At 61.9% G+C, this 21,757-nt stretch carries 23 protein-coding genes and 1 pseudogene; 16 read left to right on the plus strand and 8 right to left on the minus strand.

From position 1 onward, the window contains the following. The first annotated feature begins 493 nt into the window (after positions 1-493). The 13 genes from ACFQX9_RS27935 (at position 494) to ACFQX9_RS27995 (ending at position 10,165) form a co-directional block, all read left to right on the plus strand. Positions 494-1,234: a FadR/GntR family transcriptional regulator gene (locus ACFQX9_RS27935; protein ID WP_204512709.1), complete on the plus strand. Its 741-nt coding sequence runs from the start codon at positions 494-496 to the stop codon at positions 1,232-1,234. Positions 1,235-1,265: 31 nt separating this feature from the next. Next, positions 1,266-2,165: an NAD(P)-dependent oxidoreductase gene (locus ACFQX9_RS27940; protein WP_204512708.1), complete on the plus strand. Its 900-nt coding sequence runs from the start codon at positions 1,266-1,268 to the stop codon at positions 2,163-2,165. 10 nt (positions 2,166-2,175) lie between these two features. Further along, the gene (locus ACFQX9_RS27945; protein ID WP_231189845.1) at positions 2,176-2,859 is read left to right on the plus strand and encodes an amino acid ABC transporter permease; all 684 of its coding nucleotides are present in this window, start codon (positions 2,176-2,178) and stop codon (positions 2,857-2,859) included. Positions 2,860-2,866: 7 nt separating this feature from the next. Beyond that, positions 2,867-3,535, plus strand: a complete 669-nt coding sequence (locus ACFQX9_RS27950) for an amino acid ABC transporter permease (RefSeq protein WP_204512706.1) — start codon at positions 2,867-2,869, stop codon at positions 3,533-3,535. A gap of 2 nt (positions 3,536-3,537) precedes the next feature. Further along, positions 3,538-4,296 carry an amino acid ABC transporter ATP-binding protein gene (locus ACFQX9_RS27955; protein ID WP_204512705.1) on the plus strand — a complete coding sequence of 253 codons (759 nt, stop codon included), beginning with the start codon at positions 3,538-3,540 and terminating at the stop codon, positions 4,294-4,296. Between the two features lie 16 nt (positions 4,297-4,312). Further along, complete coding sequence (locus ACFQX9_RS27960; RefSeq protein ID WP_204512704.1) at positions 4,313-5,107, plus strand: transporter substrate-binding domain-containing protein; 795 nt, start codon at positions 4,313-4,315, stop codon at positions 5,105-5,107. A gap of 67 nt (positions 5,108-5,174) precedes the next feature. Continuing rightward, positions 5,175-5,621, plus strand: a complete 447-nt coding sequence (rpiB, locus tag ACFQX9_RS27965) for a ribose 5-phosphate isomerase B (protein WP_204512703.1) — start codon at positions 5,175-5,177, stop codon at positions 5,619-5,621. A gap of 13 nt (positions 5,622-5,634) precedes the next feature. Further along, complete coding sequence (locus tag ACFQX9_RS27970) at positions 5,635-6,555, plus strand: ribokinase (protein ID WP_204512702.1); 921 nt, start codon at positions 5,635-5,637, stop codon at positions 6,553-6,555. Positions 6,556-7,180: 625 nt separating this feature from the next. Continuing rightward, positions 7,181-7,636, plus strand: coding sequence for a hypothetical protein (locus tag ACFQX9_RS27975; RefSeq protein ID WP_377791162.1), 456 nt, complete (start codon positions 7,181-7,183; stop codon positions 7,634-7,636). Between the two features lie 172 nt (positions 7,637-7,808). After that, positions 7,809-9,038 carry an ABC transporter substrate-binding protein gene (locus ACFQX9_RS27980; protein ID WP_204512701.1) on the plus strand — a complete coding sequence of 410 codons (1,230 nt, stop codon included), beginning with the start codon at positions 7,809-7,811 and terminating at the stop codon, positions 9,036-9,038. 157 nt (positions 9,039-9,195) lie between these two features. Beyond that, a complete protein-coding gene (locus tag ACFQX9_RS27985; protein ID WP_204512700.1) occupies positions 9,196-9,489 on the plus strand; it encodes a hypothetical protein in 294 nt (97 codons plus the stop codon). A gap of 204 nt (positions 9,490-9,693) precedes the next feature. Continuing rightward, a complete protein-coding gene (locus ACFQX9_RS27990) occupies positions 9,694-9,843 on the plus strand; it encodes a hypothetical protein (protein WP_204512699.1) in 150 nt (49 codons plus the stop codon). Between the two features lie 103 nt (positions 9,844-9,946). Beyond that, on the plus strand, positions 9,947-10,165 hold the full coding sequence (locus ACFQX9_RS27995; RefSeq protein WP_204512698.1) for a hypothetical protein: 219 nt from the start codon (positions 9,947-9,949) through the stop codon (positions 10,163-10,165). A 557-nt stretch (positions 10,166-10,722) separates the two neighbouring features. Here ACFQX9_RS27995 and ACFQX9_RS28000 read toward each other — a convergent pair. The 7 genes from ACFQX9_RS28000 to ACFQX9_RS28030 form a co-directional block, all read right to left on the minus strand. Beyond that, positions 10,723-12,069, minus strand: coding sequence for a cytochrome P450 (locus ACFQX9_RS28000; protein WP_377791163.1), 1,347 nt, complete (start codon positions 12,067-12,069; stop codon positions 10,723-10,725). A gap of 53 nt (positions 12,070-12,122) precedes the next feature. Continuing rightward, on the minus strand, positions 12,123-12,356 hold the full coding sequence (locus ACFQX9_RS28005; RefSeq protein WP_204512696.1) for a hypothetical protein: 234 nt from the start codon (positions 12,354-12,356) through the stop codon (positions 12,123-12,125). A 740-nt stretch (positions 12,357-13,096) separates the two neighbouring features. Further along, complete coding sequence (locus tag ACFQX9_RS28010; RefSeq protein ID WP_377791164.1) at positions 13,097-15,331, minus strand: AAA family ATPase; 2,235 nt, start codon at positions 15,329-15,331, stop codon at positions 13,097-13,099. A gap of 93 nt (positions 15,332-15,424) precedes the next feature. Next, positions 15,425-16,192 (minus strand): metallophosphoesterase, encoded by a 768-nt coding sequence (locus ACFQX9_RS28015; protein ID WP_204512694.1) that lies wholly within the window; start codon positions 16,190-16,192, stop codon positions 15,425-15,427. Continuing rightward, positions 16,189-16,641 carry a hypothetical protein gene (locus ACFQX9_RS28020; protein WP_204512693.1) on the minus strand — a complete coding sequence of 151 codons (453 nt, stop codon included), beginning with the start codon at positions 16,639-16,641 and terminating at the stop codon, positions 16,189-16,191. Before ACFQX9_RS28020 ends, ACFQX9_RS28015 begins: the two co-directional genes overlap by 4 nt. Before the next feature lie 167 nt (positions 16,642-16,808). Further along, complete coding sequence (locus ACFQX9_RS28025) at positions 16,809-17,381, minus strand: hypothetical protein (RefSeq protein ID WP_204512692.1); 573 nt, start codon at positions 17,379-17,381, stop codon at positions 16,809-16,811. After that, the gene (locus tag ACFQX9_RS28030; protein ID WP_204512691.1) at positions 17,381-17,707 is read right to left on the minus strand and encodes an HNH endonuclease; all 327 of its coding nucleotides are present in this window, start codon (positions 17,705-17,707) and stop codon (positions 17,381-17,383) included. Before ACFQX9_RS28030 ends, ACFQX9_RS28025 begins: the two co-directional genes overlap by 1 nt. Positions 17,708-18,020: 313 nt before the next feature. Between ACFQX9_RS28030 and istB the strand changes: the two are divergent. Then, positions 18,021-18,743, plus strand: a pseudogene (gene istB / locus ACFQX9_RS28035) (IS21-like element helper ATPase IstB); the annotation flags it as partial. An 866-nt stretch (positions 18,744-19,609) separates the two neighbouring features. Here istB and ACFQX9_RS28040 read toward each other — a convergent pair. After that, on the minus strand, positions 19,610-19,807 hold the full coding sequence (locus ACFQX9_RS28040) for a hypothetical protein (RefSeq protein WP_204512690.1): 198 nt from the start codon (positions 19,805-19,807) through the stop codon (positions 19,610-19,612). Between the two features lie 660 nt (positions 19,808-20,467). Between ACFQX9_RS28040 and ACFQX9_RS28045 the strand changes: the two genes are divergently transcribed. Beyond that, on the plus strand, positions 20,468-20,746 hold the full coding sequence (locus tag ACFQX9_RS28045) for a hypothetical protein (protein ID WP_204512689.1): 279 nt from the start codon (positions 20,468-20,470) through the stop codon (positions 20,744-20,746). A gap of 93 nt (positions 20,747-20,839) precedes the next feature. Continuing rightward, positions 20,840-21,685: a LysR family transcriptional regulator gene (locus ACFQX9_RS28050; protein ID WP_204512688.1), complete on the plus strand. Its 846-nt coding sequence runs from the start codon at positions 20,840-20,842 to the stop codon at positions 21,683-21,685. Positions 21,686-21,757: the final 72 nt, after the last annotated feature.

Here is a 21,757-nt window from a genome sequence, read left to right on the forward strand (position 1 = left end):
CTCGCCGCTGGGCGAGATCAAATCGGAAAGGTGGGCGACATCGTCTCGGAATCCACGGGCGACTTCATATCGGTACGCCTGGGCGACTTCGTCGGAATCCGCACCCTGTCGATAGGCGCGACCGCTCCGCCGGCCCTGAGCACGTTCAGCACCTGCACTTGTATGGAGGGGCTTTCCGGCGGACGTCCTTTCAGTGGAAAGACGCTGCCATCGAGGTTACGGGCGACGCGGCCCGCCGCTGTCACGTGGCCTTGCCTCGATGCCGCGGAGCAACGGCCATCGAAAGAGTTTGGATGAACGCTCCCCGGTCTCAGCCGTCCAGCACAGTCGCAAGGAGGCGCTGTTTCCAAGACGCAGGCCTGATCGGGGGCCGCGCGCTATACGGCGCCAGCTAAACCGGAATCCCACGGATAATGGCCCCACATCAAAAAAGTTGACGAGGTGAGCCTGTCGTCATACTGGTCTGACCAAGATCAGACCAAACGAGATCGGGATGGAGCTCAAGCGCGCGTCGGAAGGCGAAAAAGGGTTTGAGAAGGTGTTTGCCTTCCTGCGCGAACGCCTGCTCGCGGGCTCGCTCAGGCCGGGCGACCGCCTGGTCTCGGAACGCGAACTCGCCGCCCTGCTCGGCGTTAGCCGGCCGATTGTCCGCGAGGCGCTGCGTGCCCTGATGGTGCTGGGCATCGTCGAGATCCGCGACCGCATCGGTACTGTGGTGACCCGGCCGGACGTTTCGGTACTGAACGACTTCTTCACCTTCGCCCTCGCTCACCAGGCGGACATGCTTGACGACGTCATGCAGGCGCGCGTCGCCATCGAATGCCAGGCGATCCGCCTCGCCTGCGAGCGCGCCAACATTGCCGATTTCGAACGGCTGCAGCGTGCATTGGCGAAAATTGGGGACACCATCGACGAGCCCGACGCCGGCGGCATGGCCGACTTCGAATTCCATCGTACCATCGTCGTGGCCGCGCATTCGGAGACGTTGACCGTACTGCACGGGTCGCTGGCGGGTCTGCTGACGCATTCGCATCGCAGCCGCCGCATGCAGGTGCAGGCCTTCCCGTCGATGAAGACGTACCTCATCGACGACCACCGGCGCATCTTCGACGCGATCATCGCGCGCGACCCTGAGCGAGCGGATGCGACGCTGCGCAAGCATTTTGCCATTGGCGACGAATACCGCAGGAGGGCCGTCGTCGGCGACATCGACAAGACCAGCGCCTCACGCTGATCGCGGACTAACCAAGAAACGGACGAATGACATGGGACGGAACGATAAGGGCAGCGTCGGCTTCATCGGCATCGGGACGATGGGCCTCGAGATGGTGCGCAACCTTCTGAAGGCGGGGCACGCGGTGCACGCGTTCGATCTCAACGAGGTCGCCGTAGCCGATATCGTCAAGGAAGGCGCGACCCGGGCCAAGAACCCGGCCGATGCTGCGCAAGGCGCCGACATCGTCGTCACCATGCTGCCCGACACGCCCCATGTCGAGGCGACTGTTTACGGCGAGCACGGGCTGCTGAAGTCGCCGCCACCCGGCAAGCTGATCGTCGACATGAGCACGATCTCGCCGGTCGCGGTCCGCCGCATCCATGCCGACCTGCAACAAATTGGCGTCAGCTTCATCGACGCGCCGGTCTCGGGTGGCCCGGTGGGCGCCAAGAACGCCGCCCTCTCGATCATGGCCGGCGGCGATGCGAAAGCCTTCGCGCAGGCCGAGCCGATCTTCCGCGCGATGGGCACCACCATCACGCATGTCGGCGCGTCCGGCGCCGGGCAGACCGTCAAACTCTGCAATCAGCTGATCTGCGGCATCAACATCCAGGCCATCTGCGAGGCCCTCGCGCTCGGGCGCGCTTCCGGCCTCGATCTTAATTTGCTGCGCCGGGTGCTGCTCGGAGGCTCCGCAGCCTCCTGGATGCTCGACAAGCTTGGCCCCGCGATGATCGCGGGTGACGTTTCCGCCGGCTTCCGGATCGATCTGCAGCTCAAGGACCTTCGGCTGGTGCAGGAGCACGCGCAGGCGCTGAGCGTGCCGCTGCCGGGCACGGCGCTCGTCACCAGCCAATATGTGGACGCGCGCGCGCATGGCGAAGGCAACAACGGCAACCAGGCGCTATTCCGCGTCTATGACCGCATGACCAACCAGACCACCGGCTGAACCTGACACAATGAGCGTGCAACTCGACTTCCCCGCAGTGCTGGAGCGTTGGCCGAGCTTTCTCGCCGGCGCCGCGCTGACGCTGGAGTTGGCGGTTTTCGCGACCGTGCTCGGCGCCCTGTTCGGCACGCTTGCAGCCGTCGGCCGCGGCTCGCACAGCGCGCTGATCGCCGGCGCCTGCAAGGTCTACGTCGAATCGATCCGCAACACGCCCCTGCTGGTGCAGATCTTCCTGGTCTATTTCGGCCTCGCCAGCCTGGGACTGAAACTCTCGGCCTTTACCGTGGCGGTAGCCGCGCTGACCATCAATGTCGGCGCCTATACCGCCGAGATCATGCGCGCCGGATTCGAGGCGATTCCACGCGGACAAATCGAGGCCGCCGAAGGGCTGGCGCTGTCACGCCTCCAGATCTACTGGCACATCATCCTGCTGCCGGCGATCGAGAAGGTCTATCCGGCGCTGACCAGCCAGTTCGTGCTGTTGATGCTGGCCTCTTCGGTCTGCTCGCAGATCTCGGCCGAAGAGCTCACCGCCGTCGCCAACTACATCCAATCGGACACCTATCGCGCATTCGAGACCTACATCATCGTCGCCGTGCTCTACATCATCCTGTCGCTGGTGATGCGAGCGGGCTTCTGGGGCCTCGGCCTCGTGCTGTTCCCGCGCCGTCGCCGGCTCGGCACACCGTTGTGATATGACCATGGGCGGACATCTCAACATTAACCATTTGATGTTCCTCGGCCAGGGCGCGCTGTGGACCATTGGTCTATCCGTGATCGCGCTGATCGGCGGCAGCATCGTGGGCTTCGTGATTGCGCTGGCACGCATCTCGCCGCTCAAATCGGTGCGGATCGCCAGCGGCGTCTATGTCCAGCTCATCCAGGGCACACCGCTGCTGGTCATCCTTTTCCTGGGCTACTTCGGCCTCGCCGCAATCGGCCTCAAGGTCTCCTCGCTCACGGCCGCCGGCGCCTCGCTGACACTCTATGTCGCCGCTTATCTCGGCGAGATCTGGCGTGGCTGCATTGAGTCCGTGCCGAAGCCGCAATGGGAGGCTGCCGAAGGCCTGGCGCTGAGCCGGACTCAGCGCATGATGAAGGTGATCCTGCCGCAGGCGATCCGCATCGCGACGCCGCCCACCGTCGGCTTCATGGTGCAGATCATCAAGAACACCTCGCTCGCTTCCGTCGTCGGCTTTGTCGAGCTGATGCGCTCGGGCCAGATCGTCAACAACTCGCTTTTTGAGCCTTTCGTCATCTACGCCATCATCGCCGTCGCCTATTTCACCATGTGCTATCCCCTGTCGTTGTTCAGCCAGAAGCTGGAACGTCGCATGGGGCGTGGCAAGTTTCACCTTGCACCGGCCTGAACATGCAGCAGAACGCCTCCGCCTCCGAACCGATTGTGTTGCTCCGCGACGTGCAGAAGAGCTTTGGCTCGCTGCGGGTGCTCGATGGTGTCAGTTTTGCCGTCGAGCGCGGCGAGGTGCTGGCGCTGATCGGCCGCTCCGGCTCCGGCAAGAGCACGGCGCTGCGCTGCATCGACCGCTTCGAGAAAGTCGACGGCGGCGAGATCGTCGTCTGCGGACATCGGGTTGACCGTCCCGACGTCGACCTGCGCGCGCTGCGCCAGGACGTCGGCATCGTGTTCCAGAGCTACAATTTGTTTCCGCATCTCACGATCGAGCAGAACATCACGCTGGCGCCCTGTGCCGTGAAGGGCATGACAGCGTCGCAGGCCAAAGACCTTGCGCGAAAAGTGCTGGCGCAGGTCGGGCTCGAGGAGAAGCTTCACGCCTACCCGGAGCAGCTTTCCGGGGGCCAGCAGCAGCGCGCCGCAATCGCCCGCTCGCTCGCCATGCAGCCGAAAGTGATGCTGTTCGACGAGGTCACGTCCGCGCTCGATCCGGAGCTCACCGGCGAAGTGCTGAAGGTAATCGAGCAGCTGGCGGCTGATGGCATGACCATGGTGATGGTCACCCACGAGATGGGCTTTGCCAAAGGCATCGCCGACCGGATCGTCTTCATGCATCGCGGCAAGGTTCACGAAACCGGACCTGCCTCGATCCTGACGTCGCCGACGACACCCGAACTCACGCAATTCGTGGGCACGGGAAACTTAAAATCATAACAGGGAGGAACTAGGAATGACCAACAAGACATTGCTGGGAGCTGCCGCCGCGCTGTGTGGCCTCGTCATGATGGCGGCGACGCCGGCATCGGCCGACTTGCTCGACGATATCACGCAGGCCAAGAAGATCCGCATCTCGACCGACCTCGCCATCCCGCCTTCGGGCATGATGGACTCGAGCATGAAGCCGACCGGCTCCGACGTCGAAGTCGCGCAGCTGCTCGCCAAGGACTGGGGACTCGAGCTCGAGTTCATCCAGACCACGGGGGCAACCCGTATCCCGAACGTCCTGACCGGCAAGGCCGACATCATCATTTCGACGCTCTCGGTGACGCCGGATCGCGCCAAGGTGATCGATTTCACCAAGCGTTATGCGACATTGCAATCCGACGTTGGCTGCCTCAAATCGTCGACGGTCAAGGACTGGCCCGACCTCAAGGACAAGTCGATCGGCGTCTCGCGCGGTACCACGCAGGACACGACCCTATCCAACATGAAGGACAAGGACCTCAAGATATCCCGTTACGATGATGACGCCACCATGGTGACGGCGGCCGTGTCCGGTCAGGTCGACTGCGTCGCCTCGTCCGCGACCATCATCAACCAGATCGGCGTGAAGAACCCCTCGCGCGTGTTCGAGTCACGGATACCGTTGGCGACCTTCGACCTCGCCATCGGACTGAAGAAGGGTGAGCCGCGCCTGATGGACAAGCTCAACGCCTGGATCACCGAGAACGTCAAGAACGGCAAGCTCAATGCGATCTACAAAAAATTCCACGGTGTCGAGCTGCCGCCGGATATGCGTAGCTAAGACCGGAAACAATCGTGGCAGCCGCACGCGGCTGCCACGACCCATGCAAAATCAAGAAGGGCATCACATGCGTCTCGTCATCGGATCCGACCACGCCGGCTGGCCGCTCAAGCAAACCGTCATCGACCACATCCGCAGCCTCGGGCATGACGTCGTCGACGTCGGCTCCTATGACGACAAGCCGGTGGATTTCCCCGACATCGCCCGCGCCGTGGCTCGGAAGGTGACCTCGGGCGAAGCCGCGCGTGGCATCATGGTCTGCGGCACCGGCGTCGGCGCCTCGATTGCCGCCAACAAGATGAAGGGCATTCGGGCCGCGGTCTGCCATGACATCCATTCAGCCCATCAGAGCGTTGAGCATGACGACGTCAACGTGATGTGCATCGGCGCGCAGATCGTCGGCGCGTGGCTTGCCGTCGATCTCGTCTCGTCCTATCTCTCCGCCGAGTTCTCCACCGACGAGGATTTCCGCCGCCGCGTCGAGAAACTGCGAGTCATGGACGAGCAAGGGTGACGGTTTCTCCGCCATGATCCTAGAGTTCGGATCGCTTAACATCGATCTGGTCGCCCATGTCCCGGTCATTCCGGGCCCCGGCCGCACCGTGCTCGCGCCCTCTTATCGGACCCATTTCGGCGGCAAGGGCGCCAATCAAGCCGTGGCTGCCGCGCGCATTGCCAGGCCAGGACGCGTCCGAATGGCGGGCCGTGTCGGACGCGACGAATTCGGCGACAGAGCGGTAGAGAATCTCCGAGCAAACGGCGTCGATTCGGATCTCGTCGTCAGATCGGACCAGCCGACCGGCTGTGCCTTCATCACGGTCGATCAGACTGGTGAGAATGCAATCACGGTGGCAAGCGGCGCCAACATGACCGCGAGCGCCGATGACCTCCCCATCGCACTATTCAGCCGTGACACAATCCTGGTGCTTCAGATGGAAGTGCCTTTCGCGGAAGCGCTGGAGGCCGCACGCAGGACGAAATCCGCCTCCGGTACCGTCATCTGGAATCTCGCACCGGTGCCGGAGTTGATGAGCCGCGAGATGGTGGTCGAGCTTCTCTCCGTGACCGATTATCTCCTCGTCAACGAGCATGAGGCTCTGGATGCCGCCAGGGCCATCGGCTTCGCCCTGCCGCCCGACTACGACGCCGCAGCCGCCGAACTTGCCAAGGCCGGCAACCTTAACTGCATCGTAACCGCTGGGGCGCAAGGCGCAATCGGCTTCACCGCCGATGGCAACCGTCTTCGCGCGCCTGCTCCCTGCATCACCCCCATCGATACCACAGGAGCCGGCGATGCCTTCGTAGGCGCGTTCGCGTCTATGGTAAGTGAGATAGTGCCGTTGCAAAAGTCTTTGGAAATTGGGTGCGAGGCTGCCGCTTTGAAGTGCCTTAACGAGGGCGCGCAGGACGGAATGCCGGTCAGAGGTGCGGTAAAGTCGATCGCCTGAATATCAGAGATCAATCAGGCACGATGGTTGGCGACAGGTTTCCTGGCTTGCGGGTGATCGCGTTCGCGGACGAGAGCACCTGTCGTTTGACGCCGGTTGAACAAGGGCCGTTCAACCCGACCAAGCGGACCCTCTCCGGAGGGACATGGCCGATTTCGTTCCGATCGATTCAGAAAGGTGCGCGTCATGACATCCGCCAAGCTTGTGATTGACAACTTTCACCTTGACGTTGGCAGGCAGGTCGTGGCCTGCATCTCGGCGCCGGTGGCGCTCATTGGCAGAAAACAAGCGTTCAGGCCCGGGCGATCGCAGTGGCTCGCCGGAAAGCATTGCTCGAATTGAAAGTGGCCCGTCATCAGCGAAGACCGAAAAACGCGTTGGAGCGGCTAAACGCGCCGCCGAATCGTATCGATGCTGTAGCCTTTGCGCCAGGAAAAGGCATCCGCACCTTCTTGCATACGGGCTGGTTCCTGGGCACGCATCCAGATAACGATACTGCGCTCTGTTACCGCTTGGCCCGGACCATGCCAGCTTTGCTTGCGCGGCAGAATTAACCAAAAAATCAAGTCGCCTTAATCCGGGCCAAATGTCATCTAGGCTCGGCGCCTCGGTGTGGGGCATCGCTGTGATCAAGGTCATCGTAGTTGGATTAGTTTGTGTTGGTGGGGCCGGAGCTATTGCTGCGGCCACCTCCAAGTCTGCTCCGGTGCCGACACCTTCAATTGCCTATCCTGCTGTAACCGGCAACAAGGCTGATCGGCTATCGCTGATCAGCCTCCAAGGCATTCAGCCGACGGTGGAGCAGGTTGCCCTCGCTTACACGCCACCTTCCGAGCCGAGACTACCAGCTCAGCCTCAGCCAAAAGAAGTAGCTAAGGCGAGCGCGCCGGGGTTCACTCCTCGCCACTGGCACGATCCTAATGACACCCGAGTCACCGCCAGGAAGCCAAAGGCGGAGTCTACAAAAAACACCTCCCGAAACGTCTCCGCCACCAAGTTGGCTGATGCGCAAGACTGCCGGGCAGATGGCGTAAGCTCAATTTTGCGCAAGCTCAACTTGCAGCGCGCCTGCTCCCGCTAATTCCTGCGGAAGGAATTGTGCGCTGCGTCCAAGGTTGGATTTCTGACTGCTGAAGTGAAATGGCAGGCAGGTTTCGTTGCTGCCGCAGACGCTTATCATGCATACTCACTGATGCGCGGCTGAACAGCTCACCAGAATGGCTGAAACAGTTTGTGCTTCAAGGAGGACAACGATGCGTGGTTCTTACGTCAACTTTGTCTATTCGACTGCAATCACAGCGGTGCTTGTCGCGGCGATCTCGTCAAGTGCAAGTGCTCAAAAGAAATACGATCCCGGTGCGACGGACACCGAAATCAAGGTCGGCAACATCATGCCGTACTCTGGTCCCGCGTCCGCATATGCAACGATCGGAAAGACCGAAGCGGCCTACTTCAACAAGATTAACTCCGAAGGTGGCATCAACGGCCGCAAGATCAACTTCGTCTCCTATGATGATACGTACAGCCCGCCAAAGACCGTCGAGCAAGCCCGCAAGCTGGTAGAGAGCGATGAAGTGCTGCTGATCTTCAACCCGTTGGGTACGCCTGGCAACACCGCAATCCAGAAGTACATGAACTCCAAAAAGGTGCCCCAACTTTTCGTCTCCACGGGAGCAGCCAAATGGAACGACCCGAAGAACTTTCCGTGGACTATGGGATGGCAGCCCAGCTACCAGGTCGAAGCTCGCATCTACGGCAAGTACATCCTGCAGAATTACCCGGGCAAGACCGTCGGTATACTTTATCAGAACGACGACTTTGGCAAAGATTACGTCACGGGTTTGAAGGATGGCCTCGGTGACCAAGCGAGCAAGCTTATCGTTGTTGAGGCAGCGTATGAGACGAGCTCGCCTACCGTCGATTCTCAGGTGGTGCAAATCAAGGGAGCAAACCCGGACATCTTCGTCAATATTGCAACCCCCAAGTTTGCCGCTCAGGCGATCAAGAAAGTTGCCGAGCTGGGCTGGCATCCCGTTCAGTTCTTGACCAACGTCTCTGGTTCTATAGGCGGAGTCATCAAACCTGCGGGCTTTGATGCCAGCCAGGGCATCCTGTCTACCGCATACCTCAAGGACCCAAAGGATTCAGAGTGGAAGAACGACGCATCGATGAACGAGTGGCGATCTTTCATGACGAAGTGGTACCCTGAAGGTGATCTCGACGACTCTGCGACTGTCTTTGGCTACGGTGTGGCTAAGGGCCTGGAGCAAGTCCTCCGTCAGTGCGGTGACACGCTGACCCGTGAGAATGTAATGAAGCAGGCGGCCAACCTCGATTTTGAGATTGGAATTTACATTACGGGCACACGCATCAAAACAGGCCCTGACGATTTCGCCCCGATCGAGCAGCTCCAGATGATGCGATTTAAGGGAGAAAGCTGGGAGAGGTTCGGGCCGATCATGAGCGGTGCGCGAGGTTCCTGATCACACTCCAAGGCCGCTCCGCCTGCCGATCGAACACGCAAGCGGAGCGGCCGGACCTCAAAAGCATCTCCGAGGGAATCATCGGCCGAACAGCCGAGATGTCGAGTGCTGTCACAATTGACGGACAGTCAGCTCACCAGAAAGCAAAGAAACAGAAATGATGCAGTCTGAAATAGAAACCGAGCTGCGCGCACTGCGTTCGGAGCTGGATGCTCACGCTGCTGGAACCAAGGCTCGGGACATCGAATGGCGTCGGCTTGGGCTGATTGCCAAAGCCAGCAGCATACTATCCTCTTTGACCGGGCTGGGGTTCATCATCACCAACTTGCTGAGAACGTCGCCTAACACTAATTTCCACGACCAGCTCGTTATGATGTCCATCTTTTTTATCTTGTTGGCCGTTCCCCTAATGATTATCGGCCAGGCGCTGCATAGGCCGGCCCGATCCTGACCACCGGGAGAGTTGGCCGGTCGTGAAGATACAAGAACTCGGTGAGCTCCCATTGTAACGGCACAGACACGCAATAGTGCGGTCTGACTTGGGACCACGAACATGACAGGCTTTCGCACAGGGCTCTTCGCTATCGCAGCTGCGGCCGTAATCGTTTCGACCGTAGGCTCGGTCTCTACTGCAAGTGCAGGACCATATGATTGGATGAGCAACAAACCCTATGTTGCCTGCGTGCAACAGGCTTACAGCCACGGCCAGGTAATTACGCAGCTCTACGGTCATACGGCCGGTGTGATCGCCTACAACCGCGATCGTCGCGCTTGCAACAGGGCGAATGGTTACCCGGATGCCTGATATTGTTCAGGAGTGAGCCGATTGATTCGCAATCGGCTCACCACACGTTCCGAACGTGCCCCGACCTGAATACTTCTATTCGCGCAAAAGTGGAATATCTCAGATGCGCTGGTTTCTTTTGAATGTTATTGGCATGTCGGTCGGCTTAGGAACGCTGCTCATTACGGTGTTTGATAACTGGATGAGGGGTTACAGCATCTTCTGGTGGGTTATGCTGGCGCTTCTCTCGATGTTCTCGATCCTAATCAACGCACTCATGTTGGTGGTGCGGGTTAAGCGGTCCAGCGCAATAGCTACACCTGCGGCGGTTCAAGAGAGTTAGCTGGATCCACGAGCTTTTGTTTTCAGGAAGGCCGCAGTTCGAAGTCTCACAGGAAAAGTGCGCGCTACTAGCGTTGATGGCCTAATCCGATACCAAGCTTCAATGCTTTCTGGCGCAAGGAACCTACGGACCTCTTCGTCAGCTTTGAAATCCTAGTCACGGGCGTTCTTGCTTTCGAATGAGCCCGCAACTCCTTCACGTCTTCCTTGGTGTATTCCCGCCTGACTGTCTTCTTTGGTTTTTTGGCCATGTCGATTCCTATTAACTGGAGTGGCGTTCTATCATGATTGGCTTGATCAGCAACCTGATTGCGCCGAGCAGCTGGTCACTTCCGCCCTCGGCACTCTGCATTCGACCATCGCATTTCTATTCGCTGCCGTTGGAGTACGGTTAGCTAATAAAGCGCCGTCAGCCTCCGGTGGAGGCCGCCTTCCCGGATCGGGTTCGAGCGTGAGATGATTTGCTCATTAAGTCGCAAGCAAATGAGCAAACGTGACGAGGGTTACGGTTCTGCCGGTCCAGAGCGGCGACGGAGTGCGCTCCTCGTCGACTCTACATCACGGACGCTTCCGGAGGCGCATAGGTAGGGCGTTCGTTGGCCTTAACGTGATCCCCTGCAGCGGCCAGACCTTGGTGTCCGGCAGAAGGTCCAGATCGAAGCGTCGCATAAGCACCGCCAACACGATCGTCGCCTCCTGCAGCGCAAAGGATGATCCGATGCAGGTGCGGGGACCTGCGCCGAAAGGCAGGTAGGCGAAACGAGGCACTTCGCTTCTTGCCGGTGGCAGGAAGCGCGACGGGTCAAACATATCCCCGCGGTCCCATAGGCGCTCGTGCCGATGCAGCACGTAGGGTGCGATAACGATCAGGGACCGGGCGCCGACCTCATGAGATCCCAGATTGTCCGGCCGTTCGGACATTCGGCTGAGCGCGGCGATCGGCGGATAGAGCCGCAGCGCCTCTTCCACGACCGCCCGCGTCACCAGGAGCCGATCGGCCAGCCCGGCCGTCGGGCCGCTCAATTCGCGCACCGCTTCCTCTCGAACGCGTGTCCGCCACGCAGGCGCCTGCGAGAGCAGAAAGATCGACCACGCCAGCGAATTGGCCGTCGTCTCATGGCCGGCGGAGAGGAACGTGAGGATGTTCGACCTCACCTCGGCGAGGCTCATCGGCTGTCCCGTCGAAGGATCGAGCGCGCGGAGCAGCAGTGTCAGGATGTCGTTCGGATCGTCCTTGCCGGCCGAGCAGGCAAGTCGACGACGCCGCGCTTCGATGATCTCGTCGATTACGCGCTCGAAGTAGCTCATTGTCCGGCGCAGCCTCGCCCGCCCCGGGCGCGGCACGAATTCCGGAACGCCGAATAGATCGAGCGCGCCGATGCGTCCGATGACCCCGAAATAGGCGTTCATGGCTAGGCGAAATTCTTCAAAGTCTCCGCCTATCCCATCGGAGAAGATGGTCAGGGCCAGGACCTTGAGCGTGAGCAACGTCATCTCGGCGGCAGCGTCGACCACGGTACCGTAACCGAGGCGGCTCCATTTGTCCGCGAGCTCGTGAGCCGCGGTTAGCACCGCCTCGCTAAAGGAGGCGACGGTCCGCTTTGCGAATAGCGGTGCCAAAGTCCGGCGCTGCACCTCCCAGCGGCTTCCTTCCACGCTCAATAGGCCGTCGGCGAGACCGGAGGATAGGATGCGGCGCTGGATCGGGTCCTTGCGATAATTGTCCGCGTTGTCGAGAAGAACGCGCTTGATCGCGGCCGGGTCGTGAACCAGAAATGCCCGGGCTAAGGGCAGTCTGATCTTCGCGATCGGTTCACGGAAGAACTCGGCGCTCCAGCATTCGAGAGGGTTCCTTCTCAGGGTCTGGATAATCTCGATCAGCCCGAGCCGCGTCGGCGGCGGCACGGGAGCCGGCGGTCGATATTCAGTACCGGTCTGACTGCCCGGACGATGGTCCATCAGTACGATGAACAGACCCTGACCGTCGTCATGCCGGTGTCCGCTTCCGCGCGTGTCCTGTAGACGTTGTCAGACGGGCTGACGACGGTCATGGAGGTATCGGTCGGCTTCTTGTCGATGATCGTGCACCTCTTCGTCTTCACATCCTGAGCGATGTAGAATTCGTTGGCCGCTAGGGCCGGAGCGACGAAAGCTAAAACGAGACCTGCGGCAGCAAACGGCCTGAGCTTCATATCTTCCTCCTTGCGAACGCCGGCGATTAGGCCGGCAAGGAACAACAAGAACGGCAATTTGTTCCTAAACCGGAACACTCCGGGCAGGCCCGCAGTCCAGATCGAGCCGCCGTACAGGACCCGCCTCGTCGTCCCCCGCACGCGAAAATCTGCTGAGCTCGGCTTCAAACTCGCCGTCTGGGCGGCTTTCCTCGCGGGTCGCTCCATCTCACCCTGAAAACATCCGCTGCATCACGCGGTCTCGGTAAACGAAGATGTGCGCCAGCGCGGCAGCCAGGTGGATCCCTATCAGAGCCAGCGTTCGACGCTCGCAGCCAGCCGCAGCACCTCGGATTCCGAGTAGCCGGCGATGGGCGCGACCGCCACGACCTTCGGCTTACACTCGGTGAGGGTGCCCGTCTTTGTCGACGACCAGCGTGTCGATGCGCTCCATGGATCTCGGGAGTGTCAAGGCCTGCTACGATCGGGCGGCCTCGCTTCCGGCGTGGTTGGCCTACCGGCTTGGGATCCACGTTCAGAGCGGCGTGTACCAGCACCACGATTGGCCCGGCAGGGATTGTCCGCGCGTGTTACGACACCAGGAGAACGGCTGGGGCGAATTTCTTACCATTGCAACGCCAGCACAGAAATCTTAGGCCGGCCGACGCGCCTTGATCATAGGACCCGCCGACGGCCACCATCATGCCGGAGACGGTGCCGTGGCCTGAGCCGCGGCTTCGTCAGAGCGATTGTCCCGGCATTCACGGTGCGTTACGCAAGCAGGCGACGCGAGATCCCGTAAGGATGTGGGCCACTTCGGCGCCGTCGATGCGCCCGTTCTCGTAGAGCTTGCGCGCCGTCGCCTCAAGCGCCTCGCGGTGGCCTTCGAGCAGCGCGCGGCTGGCTGCCGCCGCCGCCGCGAGCTCGTCCGCGACCTCCTTGCGGATCTCCGCGAAATGGAGGAACTCTCGCGCGTTGCGCTTCGAACCGAGGTAGAGCAACCGCGACCGGCCCGTCAGACCGAGCGATCCGATCATTGCGGCTGCCAGCGCCGTCGCCGCCTCCAGGTCCGAGCCGGCCTCTCCGCCGGCGCCGTGCGAAACGTTGCCCAGGAGCATCTCCTCGCCTTCGCGCCCGGCGAGTATGACCTCCAGACGTCGACGATAGTCTTCAGTCGTGCCCTTGAAATTACTGATGTCGGTCCGGAAGCTGATGCCGCCGCGCCGCCCCGCCATGGTGACGGAGGCGAACACGTCTTTCGATCCGAAGTGGAGCACATCCGTAAGGATGTGGCCGGCCTCGTGCGCGCAGGTCCTCCAGAGCTCCTCGTCGGAGCGCCCGTCGGCGCCGCCCAAGACCTTGCTCAGGTCGTCAACGGTGATCGGGCGCCCCCCATCCTGGCGTGCCGCCCGATAGGCGTCCTTGACGACGCGCTCGACGTCGGCGCCGACCATGCCGAGCGCCGACTCGGCGAGACGCCTGATGTCCTGGTCCAGCAGATCGTGCTTCAGCCTCACGCGGAACATGCGTTCGAGCTCGTCGAGGTCGGGCAGGCCGATGTTGACGATCTTCTCCAATCGGCCGGCGCGAAGCAGCGCCGGATCGCAGCGCCGGACGTCGTTGCTGGCTCCGATCACGACGACGCCCTCGCGTCCCTTGATTCCGTCGATCTCCGCCAGAAGCGCGTTCACGACTTCCACGACATAGTCCCGATGAGCGTGAGTGAGTTCGGCCCGCACCGGGAACGAATCGACCTCGTCGATGAAGATGCAGGAGGGCGCCTTCGCGCGCGCCTCCTCGAAGTCCCTGCGCATGGCACGCAGCAGATGGCCGAGGTGCCCGTCGCCGGACGACTGCCATTGCGCCAACGTCGCCGACACGATGTGCAAGCCTGCCTCGCGCGCGAAGGCGCCGGCGAAGGTGGTCTTGCCACAGCCGGGTGGGCCATTCAGGGCGACGGCCGACCCCACCGCCGACCAGGGAATCGAGCCGGCCTTCCAGGCCTTGATGTCGGCGATAGCCGATTCGGCCCAAGTACGGGCCTCGCCCAAGCCATGGAGATCGCGGAGGCGCAGATCGCCGCCCTGCGGTTGCGCTGTCCTGGTGGCGATCTGGCGCCGCAGCTCCTGGATACAATCCGCCGGCGTGCGGTCGAAGCGGACGGCGATCGCGAGATCGGTCGGGGTGACGCGCTCCACCAGTTCCGATTCGAGCTCATCTCGGAGTCGGCGGCCGGTCACGATCCTGATCGTGCTCGCGATGGTCGAGGCGTCGAGCGCCGGAAATTCGACGCGCTCGGTCGCCGCGGCGATCAGGACCGCGGGCAAGTGGGTGTTCGCCATCGGCGAGATCGCCACCAATGGCAGCGCGAGAGCGAGAGCGCCGAACGCAGCCTTCTCGATGCTGGTCTTGGAGGAGCCTTTCGGCGGCTCCTTCACGACGACGTAGAGCGCGTCGAGCTGCTCGCGCCGGCGGTGCCGGTCGCCGTCGATCGCGAGCAGCCGGTCCGGATCCATCGACAGGGCCTGGTGCCAGACCGAGCAGACGTACTGCATGATATGCGGGTCGGGGACGTCGACGACCACCACGGGCGCGCGCGACCGCATTGCCTGGAACAGGCCGGGGGTCTGGTCGAACAAGCGCGCGAAATTCAGCGCAGCCGCGACGCGGAGCGGGTCGACGGCATGCGCGCCGGGGTAGGCCGGACGCAGGCTGCGGGGAGGGGTGGGCCGATCATCCTCCTCGAGCTGCGCTTCCGCGGCCGCTGCGCGCAACGAAGCGAAGCCCACCCTCGGTGCGGTCGCTGCGGCCCGCACCGCCCTTTCGGCGGCGGCCCGCTCGGTACGGAGCCGGAAGCGGACGGAATCCCGCCACCCGCGCCGATAATACCCGAGCTCGAAAGGCCCCATGCTGGACAACGAGCCGACTTGGGGCGGATCGCCGCCGCCGGAGACAGTGATGGTATGGCAGCTCGGAGTCGTGATGGACGTCGTCATGTTCATGGTCTCGTCTCTGGGTTTTTCGTCTCAGTCGGCAGCTAGGGCGGATGCACCTTTCCGAACGCAATTCTGGCGATGAGCTGGCGCAGATCAGGCATCGGGCACCTCCAGGACGAACGTGGGATCGAACGCGACGCCCTCGTCGGCGTAGCCGCGGGGGTTGCTGATGAAGCGGGTGCGGCCGCGCCGGAAATCCATCCGACGGTGCGTGTGCCCGGTGACGACGTAGTCGGGGCCGAACTGGTCCAGAAAGCTCAGCTCGGACGTGTAGGCCGCTGAGATCAGGGAGCGCTCGTGCGGGGGGGCGACGGCCTCGAATGTCATTCCGTGGTGGGCCAGCAGCATCGTCGGCCCGGAGTGCTGGTTGGCGAGTTCGGCTTCGAAGAAGCGCCTGGAGTCGTTGTGCAGCGACAGCGCCTCCTCCGGCCTGAACCGGCGCCACGGGTCGCTGGACCACTTGATCTTCTTGTGGTCACGCATCTGGTCGCCGGCGGCGCGCATCGCGGCGGTGCGCAATGTCGGGCCGAACAGCATGTAGTCGGTCCAGAGCGTGGCACCGAGGACGCGCAAGGAGCCGAACCGGGCCACGCCGTTCTCGAGCAGGTGGACGCCGATTTCACGTGCCCGGGCGCGGCCCGCCGCCAACTCGGCCCCGAGCGCGGTGCCGTAGTATTCGTGGTTGCCGGCCACCATGACCACCTGAACCGGATCGGGGAACGCGCGGCGCAGGGCATCGATCGCCTTGACCAACCCTTCGCAGGTGTCGCCGGCCACGGCCACGACGTCGACGCCGTCGGCCAGGGGCGGCACGCCGCGGCTCGGGTCGAGGTGCAGATCGGACATGATCTGGAGCCTCACGACACACCTCCCTTCCGCGGCTTGGCGCGCTTGATCGCCATGGCGAAGGTACGCACCAGCCAGCTCGTCGCCAGGCGCGCTTCGCGCTTGCTGGTCGGGAAGAACCGGCGCATGCAGTGCGACATCGTCAGGCACGCGGCCGCATCGCCTTCCGCTGCGCAGGCCGCCAGCGCCGTCATGACCAGGTCGAGACCGTTGATCGTCACGCGCTGCGGATCCAGCCGCAGCGCGAGGCCGACGGCGGCCGCGCCGTCGCCGCCCGCAGCGGCGCGCCACGTCGGCACCTCCAGGATGGCGATGGTCGACAGCGTCCGGCGGAGCTGTTGCGCGGTGGATTCGTCGAAGGCTTCCGCCGGCTTCGTGCGCCACCAGGTGACGCCCGGTGCCGCCTGCGGCCTGCCCTCCCGATCGGCACGCGAGCTGCGTGCCGCCGTGTTCTTCTTCGTCATGCTCGCTCTCCTCTCAGGCAATGCTCCGCCCTCCGCGGAGAAGCTCCACGTGCGAACTCTGCCTATTTGCTTGAATGCTGGGAGACGCCGGCGCCTAGCCGGTCGCCTCCCCCCTACCACACCGGACCACGCCCTAACTCACCGGACCACAGCCCACCACAAACCCTCTATTCCAGGCGCTCGACTGAGAAGGTGCCGTTCTCGGGCACCCAGTCTCCGAGACCGCGCAGCACGCCGCCGATCGAGAACACCTCGAGCACCTGATCCAGATCGAGCACTGTCGGAAGGAAGCGGGCGACGAACTCGATGCGCCAGCTATCGAAGCAGGGGCGTGTGCGCATGGTCTTGTTCGAGCCCACCCTGACCGCCGCGCGGAAGGCGTACTTGCCGCTGGCCCAGAGTTCGTCCACGTCCCGGGGACCGTCGTAGATCAGCGGCGCGTCCTCCTCGACGACGAGACCGGCGGAGGCGAGCTGGCCCCGGCGCACGGTCTTGGCGGCCCGCCGGAAGACCGCCATGAGCGCCTCCGACGGGATGCAAGGCACCCCACCGCTCAGCCACAGGCCGCCGTACCATTCGGTCTTCGCGATCATGCGGTGGTCAGCTTCCGTCTTCGGCCGCTTGGAGGTGAGCCTCGCGAGGTCCCGCGAGATCGGATCCAGCGGGTCGGCGAGCCTGCCGGAGTGCATCAGTAGGCGCTTCGTGCCGGTGATGCCGAGCTTGATGCTCTCCGTATTCATCACGCCACCTTGCCGGTTGCGGACGCCCAACAGCGCGGATCGCGGAGCCGGACGACGTCGGCGCGCTTGGGCTCGATCTCGGCGTACTGGCGGGCGCGCAGGAAGTTCGTCACTTCGCGATGGCATTCGTGGCAGAGCGCCGTCAGGTCCTCGGCACGCTCATCACCGAGGTTCGCGTAGGTGCGGTGATGGACTTCGAGGGGATCGTCCGGCGTCGCCTCCTTCGGGCAGAGCCGGCACTGATGACCCGACGCTTGCAGTTCACCCAGTCGCGCGGCGCCGTGGCGCCACTTCGAGCTGGTGATGTGCTTCCGGTAGAAGTTCACGGTCGCTCCTTCGTTCTAAGGGATAAATCACATTGTGATATGTCACATATTACCGACGGTCCCGCAATAGGCTTCGCTCAATCGACGTGGATTCCGGATGCTATGGTTAACGTTTGGTGAAGAATGCTTCGCGGTCGGACTGTGCCGAAGTGCTCAGTCACAGCGTCCATTCCGCCGCGCTGTCGTTCTCAACATTCTGGCCCGTCAACGTGAACCCGCCCACCGGCCAACATCATGACGCCGGCCGCACTGACGCTCCATCATGCACCGACCGCCGATGTGCGCGCTAAGACGACCTCCGGACGACCATCTGATGGAACGAACCCAAATGTTCGACCTCATGGGCGAACTCAAGCTCTACGGCACGAAGGTTGCCTTCGACGAGATCACGGCGACTGCAGTCAAGCGCCAGCACGAAGCTCAGCGCATTGTCGGCGACCTGCTCAACGCCGAGATCAACGAGAGGCAAGCCAGGTCGATCAAATACCAGCTCACCCATTGCCAAGCTGCCGCTCGCCAAGGACATCGCTGACTTCCAGTTCGACGGCACGCGGATCAATCAGACTCTCGTCAATGATCTCGCTGGCGGCGGTTTCATCGCCCAACAACGCAACGTCGTGCTGGTTGGCGGCACCGGCACGGGCAAACCCCACTTGGCCATTGCCATCGCCAGAAGCTGCATCAGATCCGGTGCCCGCGGCCTCTTCTTCAACGTAGTCGACCTCGGCAATGGTCTCGAGACCGAGACCAGCAATGGACGGCAAGGTCGGCTCGCCGAGCATCTGACCCGGATGGACTTCATCGTGCTGGATGAACTCGGCTACTTGCCCTTCTTCGCCCAGTCCGGGGCCAGCTTCTCTTCCAACCTCGTCAGCTCTATGAGCGCGCCTCCGTCATCGTAACCACCAATCTCGCATTCGGCGAATGGCCAACCGTGTTCGGCGAGGCCAAGATGACGACCGCGCTGCTCGACCGGTTGACTCATCACTGCGACATCGTCGAGACCGGCAACGATAGCTGGCGGTTCAAAAGCCGAGACGACGATCACGCCACCCGCGCTCGTCTCGCCTCCGCTATCCCGGCCAGCTCCAACGAGACGAGCGCTACCAGCCACCCCGCCGCGCAAAAGGGACAAAATTGGACGCCGATGATGAGTCAAATTTGCAAGCCGATTGGTAGGCTGAAGCAAAACACCACTTCCAGGCTGGAAGGCGAAGACGAACTGTACGTCAAGAACAAGCGAAGGCGCGACGCCCTCAAGGCGATAAGGGACGTCTTCGAACGAAAAGGAATCGAGTTCATCTTTTCCACCGATACGTCGGGTGAGGGTGTGCGCAAGAGGAGTCCGAGCTAAAGCGAAGATTCGGCCTTTCGCGATGTCTACCGCGCAGGAGCAGCGTACGAATTCAAACCCATCCCGTCGAGTCGACCGTAGTCCTGAGATCTGATTCACAGGGCTGACCAATGCGACGTTCCGCGCTCATGGAGCTGCAACAATCTGCAACAAGAAAGTAGGTGGCCGGTTCACCTCATCGGGACGCGACCCTCAGCATGCGCGCGGAATGCATGATCGGCACCATCCATGCAGTTCGTCCTGAACCCGGTAATGTACCCTCACGCTCCTTGATGCCCCAGTCTTACACGGGACGAGAGCCACCTTACCGTACTTCTGGACATTCGGTACGCAGGCGTCCGCGAGCGGCAATCGCGGCCGTTTCGCCCGATCAGGACGTTGAGATCGGCAACGAGCAAAACCGCCTCGCAAAAACGAGCAGCCCGGGAAGCCGTCGACCGCACGACAAGCGAGGCCATCGCAGCGAACGTACCGAACGATTTGTCGTACTCCGGGCAAGATGGCTGCGCAGCACGATGAAGGGGGGTGCGGGGTAGAATTACTGACGGTCAAGTCCGGTCAGGAGAGCCGCGGACCGTGCTGCCATTCTCGCCTGTCGGCGATAGGCAGCAGCGCGCCTCACGCTTAAACTCGTCCATTTCCTTCGCGAGATCGTTCAAAAGCTGATGTTGCTCATCGTGACTGATCGCACCGCTTGCCAATTTGCGATAGCGATCGCGGTTCGACTGGCTGAAGAATCTCAACATTCCTGCTGCCGGCCTCCGCAACCCGATACTTCTGTGCGATCTGCTCATCGCAATCTTGCTCCACCGATCGAGGGATCTCGCGCGAACGCTGTCACCATATCGCGTTATGTATCCGCTGAAAGCTCAGAGCACACAAACGAATTGTGTTGACGTTTCAATGCAACGCGATTGCAGGGTTGTGCGGTGGACTGTCGCTCGCGTAACGATGAGGAGGAGGGTTCGAACCGATGATGAGGTGCTGCGGCCCACTTGCTGATTTTCATGAAGCGTCCCGTCCATCGAGCTTCCCTTCGCCATCTCCCGATGAGACGGCTGGAGTACAACCGGGCCGTTCCGCCACAACTGAACCGACCGTCTTTGTTTGCGCAAACTACCTCGATTACCTGCAGAGATTTCGACGTGAACCGACGTTTCTGCTTCCGGCCGATCGTCTGGCTCGATCCCGGAGCTTCTGCGGCGATCTGCCTTCGCCATCTGCTCGTTCACGTCCTCGTTGACGATCACCCGTGGTTCTTGGCGCGGTGGACGGTCCGAGGGGCGCTTCCAGCAGGCGCGGTTCGGTTGGCGCAGGCCGCGGGATGTCGAACGCTGCCCCGTCGGCGAGAACGGCCGGCTGGGGGCCTCCGATGCCGATCCCGACCGCAATCCCGAGTGGCCGGAATGATCGCCTCCAACGTCGTTTGCGCCGACACGAACCATGCGCCGGCGATGGTCGACACGTGGCGTTCTTCATCTTGCGATCCGCCGATGAATCGCGATTGGGATCAGCCGGTCTTGCGCAAGAAGATGCGGTCGGACTCGATCTTGATCTGCTTGGGATCGGGATGGCGGAAACTTTCCCTGCGGGCCGCGCTTGTGGAACGTTGGCCAATTCGCCGCCGCGCCAACTCAGTCGTCTCCCCGTTGCGTTGTGTCGGCGGGGCAAGCCATGAGGAATGACGGCCTGACCGGAGGTCGATCCCCGTCATCGCACGAACAAGCAAAAAACGAATTCAGTTTGACATTTTGCTGCATCAACTATGCTATGGGACAATGGATATCGAACTCGCCAGAACGTTCATCGAGATCGTGTCAACCGGTAGTTTCATCAAAGCTGCCGACCGCTTGCATGTCGCGCAGACTACGGTCAGCGCGCGTGTGCGCCTCCTTGAGCAGCAGCTCGGGCGGCCGCTGTTCGTTAGAAACAAGGGCGGTGCGAGCCTCACCCCGGCTGGTGAACAGTTCCTTCGTTTCGCGCCGACTTTCGTGCAATTGTGGCAGCGCGCAAAACAGCAAGTCGCAGTGCCGGAAGGACACAGCGCTGTCTTGACGATTGGAAGCGAAGTTAGCTTATGGCGACCGCTTTTGATCGAGTGGGTGAGGGCGATGAGGCGATCACACCCGGACATTGCACTTCGCGTTCACGTCGACGTTCCTCAGGATCTGGTTACGCACGTTGCTGCCGGGCTTGTAGATATCGCGATCATGTACGCTCCCCAACATCGACCAGGGTTGGAGGTCGATCTGGTCATGGAGGAAGAACTCGTTCTGGTGACAACCGATCTCGCAAAGTATCACGAGAATGATCCTCGATATGTTCACGTCGAATGGGGTTCAGAGTTCGCTCTTCGTCATGCGGTGAGCTTTCCGGAAGCGGTGCCGAGCCTTGTAACAAATCTCGGTCCGCTTGCGCTGAGCTATATCCTCATGGAGGGAGGTTCCGGATACTTCCGAATGCACGCGGTTCAGTCATATCTTGCCGAGGGCGCACTTCACCTGGTTCCTGGCGCGCCTCGCTTCTCATTCCCCGTTTATGCCACACACGCGACAAATGTTGATGCCGCAGCTTTGGAGGCGGCACTCGTCGCGCTGCGCAAGGCTGCAGGCGTCGGGAAGTAGCTCGACAGGAAAGCGTGGCGACTCGTTCAGCAAGAACACGTGCAATCGCGTCAGCATTGGCGAAGCGCTAAT

It is taken from the genome of Bradyrhizobium sp. GCM10028915 (assembly GCF_042666195.1).
GTDB classification, from domain to species: domain Bacteria; phylum Pseudomonadota; class Alphaproteobacteria; order Rhizobiales; family Xanthobacteraceae; genus Bradyrhizobium; species Bradyrhizobium canariense_D.

What these genes read in the sequence shown, in the direction of transcription:
- ACFQX9_RS27980 (WP_204512701.1), top strand. Translation starts at nt 7,809, where the DNA reads ATGCGTGGTTCTTACGTCAACTTTGTCTATTCGACTGCAATCACAGCG.
- ACFQX9_RS28020 (WP_204512693.1), bottom strand. Translation starts at nt 16,641, where the DNA reads ATGACGAAGAAGAACACGGCGGCACGCAGCTCGCGTGCCGATCGGGAG.
- ACFQX9_RS28050 (WP_204512688.1), top strand. Translation starts at nt 20,840, where the DNA reads ATGGATATCGAACTCGCCAGAACGTTCATCGAGATCGTGTCAACCGGT.
- ACFQX9_RS27985 (WP_204512700.1), top strand. Translation starts at nt 9,196, where the DNA reads ATGATGCAGTCTGAAATAGAAACCGAGCTGCGCGCACTGCGTTCGGAG.
- ACFQX9_RS27935 (WP_204512709.1), top strand. Translation starts at nt 494, where the DNA reads ATGGAGCTCAAGCGCGCGTCGGAAGGCGAAAAAGGGTTTGAGAAGGTG.
- ACFQX9_RS27950 (WP_204512706.1), top strand. Translation starts at nt 2,867, where the DNA reads ATGGGCGGACATCTCAACATTAACCATTTGATGTTCCTCGGCCAGGGC.
- ACFQX9_RS27960 (WP_204512704.1), top strand. Translation starts at nt 4,313, where the DNA reads ATGACCAACAAGACATTGCTGGGAGCTGCCGCCGCGCTGTGTGGCCTC.
- ACFQX9_RS28010 (WP_377791164.1), bottom strand. Translation starts at nt 15,331, where the DNA reads ATGACGACGTCCATCACGACTCCGAGCTGCCATACCATCACTGTCTCC.
- ACFQX9_RS27945 (WP_231189845.1), top strand. Translation starts at nt 2,176, where the DNA reads ATGAGCGTGCAACTCGACTTCCCCGCAGTGCTGGAGCGTTGGCCGAGC.
- ACFQX9_RS28040 (WP_204512690.1), bottom strand. Translation starts at nt 19,807, where the DNA reads ATGTTGAGATTCTTCAGCCAGTCGAACCGCGATCGCTATCGCAAATTG.
- rpiB (WP_204512703.1), top strand. Translation starts at nt 5,175, where the DNA reads ATGCGTCTCGTCATCGGATCCGACCACGCCGGCTGGCCGCTCAAGCAA.
- ACFQX9_RS27995 (WP_204512698.1), top strand. Translation starts at nt 9,947, where the DNA reads ATGCGCTGGTTTCTTTTGAATGTTATTGGCATGTCGGTCGGCTTAGGA.
- ACFQX9_RS28025 (WP_204512692.1), bottom strand. Translation starts at nt 17,381, where the DNA reads ATGAATACGGAGAGCATCAAGCTCGGCATCACCGGCACGAAGCGCCTA.
- ACFQX9_RS27940 (WP_204512708.1), top strand. Translation starts at nt 1,266, where the DNA reads ATGGGACGGAACGATAAGGGCAGCGTCGGCTTCATCGGCATCGGGACG.
- ACFQX9_RS28045 (WP_204512689.1), top strand. Translation starts at nt 20,468, where the DNA reads ATGATCGCCTCCAACGTCGTTTGCGCCGACACGAACCATGCGCCGGCG.
- ACFQX9_RS28005 (WP_204512696.1), bottom strand. Translation starts at nt 12,356, where the DNA reads ATGAAGCTCAGGCCGTTTGCTGCCGCAGGTCTCGTTTTAGCTTTCGTC.
- ACFQX9_RS27970 (WP_204512702.1), top strand. Translation starts at nt 5,635, where the DNA reads ATGATCCTAGAGTTCGGATCGCTTAACATCGATCTGGTCGCCCATGTC.
- ACFQX9_RS27955 (WP_204512705.1), top strand. Translation starts at nt 3,538, where the DNA reads ATGCAGCAGAACGCCTCCGCCTCCGAACCGATTGTGTTGCTCCGCGAC.
- ACFQX9_RS27990 (WP_204512699.1), top strand. Translation starts at nt 9,694, where the DNA reads ATGAGCAACAAACCCTATGTTGCCTGCGTGCAACAGGCTTACAGCCAC.